The organism is Janthinobacterium breve, from assembly GCF_051380895.1.
Lineage (GTDB): Bacteria > Pseudomonadota > Gammaproteobacteria > Burkholderiales > Burkholderiaceae_D > Janthinobacterium.
The window spans coordinates 450,708-456,826 of record NZ_JBNYXY010000006.1 but is presented as its reverse complement, the minus strand read 5'-3'; the positions used below and the strand labels follow the sequence as shown (position 1 = coordinate 456,826).

Genomic DNA, 6,119 nt, shown 5'->3' with positions numbered 1-6,119 from the left:
CAGCAATGCGGTGGCCTTGAACCGCGTGCTGGGCAGCGACGGCACGACCATCCTCGGCAACTTGTCGGCCAACGGCAAGGTGTTTATTGTCAACCCGAACGGCGTGCTGTTCGGCCAAGGAGCCTCGGTCAACACGGCGGGCCTGGTAGCCTCCACCTTGGATATCAACAACGCCGACTTTATGGCCGGTAACTACAAATTTTCCGGCAATGGCACGGGCAAGGTGCTGAACCAGGGCTCGATCAGTGCTCCGGGCGGCTATGTGGCCTTGCTGGGCGCGCATGTATCGAACGAGGGCACGATCACGGCGCGCCTGGGTTCGGTGGCCCTGGCGGCCGGCAATGCCATCACGCTGGACGTGGCCGGCGACGGCTTGCTGAACGTGGCGGTGGACCGGGGCGCGGTGGGCGCGCTGGTGCAAAATGGCGGCCTGATCCAGGCCGATGGCGGCAGCGTAGTATTGACGGCGCAGGCCGCCGGCGACCTGTTGAAAACCGTGGTCAACAATACCGGCGTGATCGAGGCGCACACCATCGATACGCGTAGCGGCAGCATCAAATTGCTGGGCGACATGCAGACCGGCACCGTCAACGCGGGCGGTACGCTGGACGCCAGCGCGCCTGACGGTGGCAAGGGCGGCTTTATCGATACCTCGGCCGCACACGTGAATATTGCCAACGGTATCAATGTCAGCACCAAGGCAGCCAACGGCTTGTCCGGCACCTGGCTGATCGATCCGGTCGACTTCACGATCGCCGCCACCGGCGGCAACATGACCGGCACGGACCTGATGAGCAGCCTGAACAAGGGCTCGGTGCAGATCCAGAGTACCAACGGCAGCGGCGGCACGGCCGGCGACGTCAATGTCAACGAAGCGATTGCCTGGTCGGCCAACAAGCTGACCCTGACGGCGCAAAACAATATCAATGTCAATGCCGCCATGCGCGGCACCGGCACGGCCAGCCTGGCGCTGGAATACGGCCAGGCCAACGTCGCAACCGGCAACACCAGTGTCTATAATGTCCGCTCGACCATCGACCTGCCGAGCGACAACAGCTTCAGCACCAAGCTGGGCAATAACGGCACGGTCATCAATTACACCGTCATCAACAGCCTCGGCGCGTTCAACAGCCTGACCGGCACCGATTTGCAGGGCATGCGCGGCAATCTGTCGCGCAATTATGCGCTGGGCAGCAATATCGATGCGACCGCCACCGCGACCTGGGACGGCAACCAGGGCTTTACGCCCGTCGGCAATGGCACTACCGCATTTACCGGCAAGTTCGATGGCTTGGGCCATGAGATTGCCGGCTTGCATATCGACCGCCTGAATCAACAAGGTGGCCTGTTCGGCGAAGTCGGGACTGCCGGCGTGGTGCGTAATGTTGCGTTGGCGAATGCCTCGGTCGTCATCTTCGACAATAGTTACGGCCGCCATGGCGTGGCCCTGGCGGTGGGCCGCAACAAGGGCCTGGTCGACAATGTCAGCGTGCAGGGCATAGTGACGAGCAAGGGCGCGGTACGTACGGGTGGCCTGGTCGGCGACAACTATGGCTCCATCAACAACAGCCGCAGCGCCGGTTCGGTGGTCTACATGCAGGGGTATGGCTATGGCGCAGGCGGCCTGGTGCAGATCAACCGCGGCCCCGGCATCATCAGGAACAGTTCCAGCAGCTCGGTCGTCAATGGCGGCGGCGCTGCCGGTGGCCTGGTGCGCAGCAACCTGGGCAACATCAGCAGTAGTTTTGCGACCGGCGCCGTGACTGGCGTCAGCGGTGTCGGCGGCTTGGTGGCCGACAACACCTCCGGCGCGTCGATCACCAACAGTTATGCCACCGGCACGGTGACGGCCAACGGCTCGGTCGGCGGCCTGGTCGGTATCAACAACAAGGCCACCATCAGCAACAGCTACGCCAGCGGCAACGTCATCAAGACCAGCGTCACCGGCACCGCGTTCGGCGGCCTGGTTGGTAGCGCCAACAGCACCTCCGTCATCAGCAACAGCTATGCTCTGGGCAATGTCACGGGCTGGACCTCGGTCGGCGGCATTGTCGGCGTCAACTTCGGTAGCGTCAACAATGTGTATTCGAACGGCACCTTGACCGAATTGACGTCAGGCTCCAACCGCAAGGGCGGCATTGTCGGTGACAACACCGGCGGCAGCGTGACGAATGCGTATTTCAATACCACCGCCAATGCGGGCGTGGCCGGTATCGGCTTCTCCTCGTCGGGTGGTACCGGGCTGACCGGCACCACCGGCTTGACCGCTACGCAAATGATGAATCCGGCCAGCTTCACGTCGTTCAACTTTACCGCGGCGCCTGGCCTGAGTGGCAACAATTGGGTCGCGGTTGGCGCCGACGGTGCGGTCAATGGCGTCAACGGCACCTTGCCGATGCTGAGCGCCGAATATAGCACCACGCTGTACTCGGCACACCAGTTGCAGCTGATGGCAATGAATCTTGCCGGTAACTATATCTTGGGTAACGATCTCAACGCTGCGAGTACCGCCAGCGGCAATGTCTGGGGCAGTACCGGCTTTGTTCCTGTCGGTACCGCAGCAGCGCCGTTCACCGGCAAACTGAGCGGCATGGGCCTTACCATTTCCGGTATCAATATCGCCAAGTCCGGCGTCAGCGATGTCGGCCTCTTCGGCTTCATTGGCGCCACCGGCGCCGTCTCGAACCTGGCGCTGGTTACTGGTTCGGTGATCGGTTCGCTCAATGTAGGCGCACTGGCAGGCACCAACCTGGGCACCATCAGCGGCAGCTATGCCACCGTTGGCGTCACCGGCGACAGCATTGGCGGCGGCCTGGTCGGCAACAATGCCGGCACCATCGTTGATAGCTATGCCAGCGGCACCGTCGGCGGCAACAACACCATGGGCGGCTTGGTGGGCAGCAATGCCGGCACCATCAGCACCAGCTATGCCAATGGCGCGGTCAGCACCGGCTCGCTTGGCGGCGGCCTGGTTGGTGTCAACAGCGGCAGTGGCAGCGTCACTGGTAGTTACTGGGACACGACCGCCAGCGGCCAGGTGACCAGCGCGGCCGGTATCGGCCTGACGACGGCGCAGCTCAAGACGCTGGCCAACTACAACAGTGCCACCGCTGTCAACGGCTTGCTCAATCCCGCCTGGGAGTTGAGAAATATGTGGGCCGTCTATGATGGACAGAGTGCGCCCATGTTGCGCTCTTTCATGAAACAGCTGGTCGTCACGGTCACCAGTGGCAGCAAAGTCTATGATGGCACTTCCACCACCGCTTCAGGCGTTGGCGTCAATTATTCCCGCGCTGTCGATAGTGGCATCATGCAAGGCACGCTGACCTTTTCGACGAACGGTGGCGCGGTCAATGTCGGCACGTACGGCCTCAGCGCCAGCGGCTTGTATGCGGCCGGCCAGGGTGGGTACGCGATCACTTATGTCGATGGCAGCCTGTCGATTACGGCGCGCCAGGTCAGCATAGGCGGCGTTACGGCAGGCAAGGTCTATGACGGCACCACCAATGCAGTGTTATCCGGCGGTAGCTTGACCAATGCCATCGATGCGGACCTGGCCAATCTCAGTATCAGTGCGCTGACCGGCAGCTACGCCAGCAAGAATGCCGGCAGCAATGTCGCCATCAATGCCACCGCCACGCTGAGCGGCAGCGCCAGCGCCAACTACACCCTGGCGCCATTGACTGGCATCACCGGTAATATCACGCCAAAGGCGCTGACGCTCAGCGGCGTGGCGCCCAGCGCCAAGGTCTACGACGGCAATACCAAGGCCAGCCTGACGGGCGGCACCCTGGACGGCCTGGTGGGCGGCGAAACCATGAGCGTGTCCGGCCTGACAGGCGCGTTTGCCGACAAGAATGCTGGCACCGGCAAGGCCGTGATCGTCACTGGCACGACGCTGGTCGAGGGCACTGGCCTGGCCAGCAATTATTCGCTGAACGCCCCGACGGGCGTGACGGGCGATATCACGCCCAAAGCGCTGACGATTACCGGCGTGTCTGCCAGCGACCGGGTGTATAACGGCGGAGTCAATGCGACCCTGGGTGGTGCGGTGGTGCTGGGCGGCCTGGTCGGTTTGGAAACCTTCGACGTGACGGGCATGAGCGGTGTCTTTGCCGACAAGAACGCCGACACGGGCAAAGCGGTCACCATCAGCGGCGCGACCCTGGGCAATGGCGCCAATGGCGGCGTGATTGGCAACTACACGGTCAGCAATCCGACCGGCGTGACGGCCGCCATCAGCAAGGCCCTCATCAGCAGTGTTTCCAACATCGTGGCTGACAGCAAGGTCTATGACGCCAATACCAAGGCCACCATCAGCGCGACCGGTGCCACGTTCAACGGCATGATGGGCGGCGACAGCCTGTCGCTGAGCGCGACAAGCGCCACGTTTGCTGACAAGAATGCCGGCAACGGCAAGACGGTGGCTGTCAGCGGCATCGCCCTGGGCGGTGCCGATGCGAATAACTACAGCCTGAACGGCACCACCGGCAGCGGCAGCGGCAATATCACGCCGAAGGCCCTGACGATTACCGGCATGTCGGCCGTCAACAAGGTCTACGACGGAAATAGCAAGGCGACTTTGTCGGGCGGCTCAATCAGCGGCTTGGTAGGTTCGGAGACGCTGGGCGCGTCGGGCCTGACGGCTACCTTCGACAACAAAAACGCCGGCATCGGCAAGACGGTGACGGCCTCCGGCGCGACCCTGGTCAACGGCGGTAACGGTGGCCTGGCCTCCAACTATACGGTCAGCAACCCGACCGGCCTGATGGCCCACATCACGCCGAAAGCGTTGACGGTGACGGGCATGACGGCCACCACGCGCGTCTATGACGGCACGCTGGCGGCGCAGTTGTCGGGTGGCAGCTTGAGCGGCCTGGTCAGTGGTGAAACGCTGCTCGTTTCGGGCGGCACCGGCGCATTCGCCGACAAGAACGCGGGCACGGGCAAGGCGGTAACGGTCATTGGCGTGGGCATTGCTGACGGTACCGGCCTGGCCAGCAATTACACGGTCAGCAATCCGACCGGCGTGACGGGCACCATCACGCAAAGGGCGTTGGCGGTCACCGGCGCGCTGGCGGCGGACAAAACCTATGACGGCGCGCCAGTCGCTACCATCACGGGCGGCACGCTAAGCGGTATGATTGGCTCGGAAACACTCAATCTGGGCAGCCTCACCGGCGCGTTCTCCGACAAAAATGCCGGCACCGGCAAGGCCGTCAGCGTCACCGGCGGTACCTTGTCCAACGGCAGCGACGGCGGCCTGGCCAGCAATTACACGGTCGGCCCTGTCACGGGCCTGACGGCCAACATTGCGCAAAAAGCGCTGACGCTCACGGGCGTGGCGGCCCTCAACAAGGTCTATGACGGCAGCACCAAGGCCAGCATTTCGGGCGGTACCCTGAACGGCCTGGTGGGCGGCGAGACGCTGGGCCTGTCCGGCGTATCGGGCGCCTTCGGCGACAAGAGCGCCGGCACCGGCAAGACTGTCACTGTCAGCGACGCTGTCCTTAGCGACGGCACCTATGGCGGCCTGGCCAGCAACTACACTGTCAGCAGCATGGCTGGCGCGACAGCTGACATCACCAAGGCCAGCATCAACAGCGTGACGAACGTGGGCGTTAACAACAAGACTTACGACGGCACGCGGGCGGCCACGTTGAATGGCACGGCCACTTTCGATGGACAGGTGGCCGGCGACAGCCTGAGCGTGGCCGGCAACGGCGTCTTTAGCGACAAGAATGTAGCCACTGGCAAGACGGTGACGGTCAGCGGCATCACCTTGGGCGGCGCGGATGCGGGCAACTACACGCTGGCCAGCGATGTTGCCATCGGCACCGCCGATATCGGCAAGGCGACGATCAACGGTGTCAGTGGCGTGGGCGTTAACAACAAGACTTACGACGGCACGCGGGCGGCCACGTTGAATGGCACGGCCACTTTCGATGGCCAGGTAGCCGGCGACAGCCTGAGCGTGGCCGGCAACGGCGTCTTTAGCGACAAGAATGCAGCCACTGGCAAGACGGTGACGGTCAGCGGCATCACCTTGGGCGGCGCGGATGCGGGCAACTACACGCTGGCCAGCGATGTTGCCATCGGCACGGCCGATATCGGCAAGG

1 protein-coding gene is annotated in these 6,119 nt (G+C 63.3%); it reads left to right on the top strand.

Annotated features, from left to right (window positions below; genetic code table 11):
• Positions 1-6,119, top strand: a 6,119-nt coding sequence (locus ACQ4W0_RS14535) for a YDG domain-containing protein (RefSeq protein WP_436577349.1), incomplete at both ends; no start/stop codon positions are given.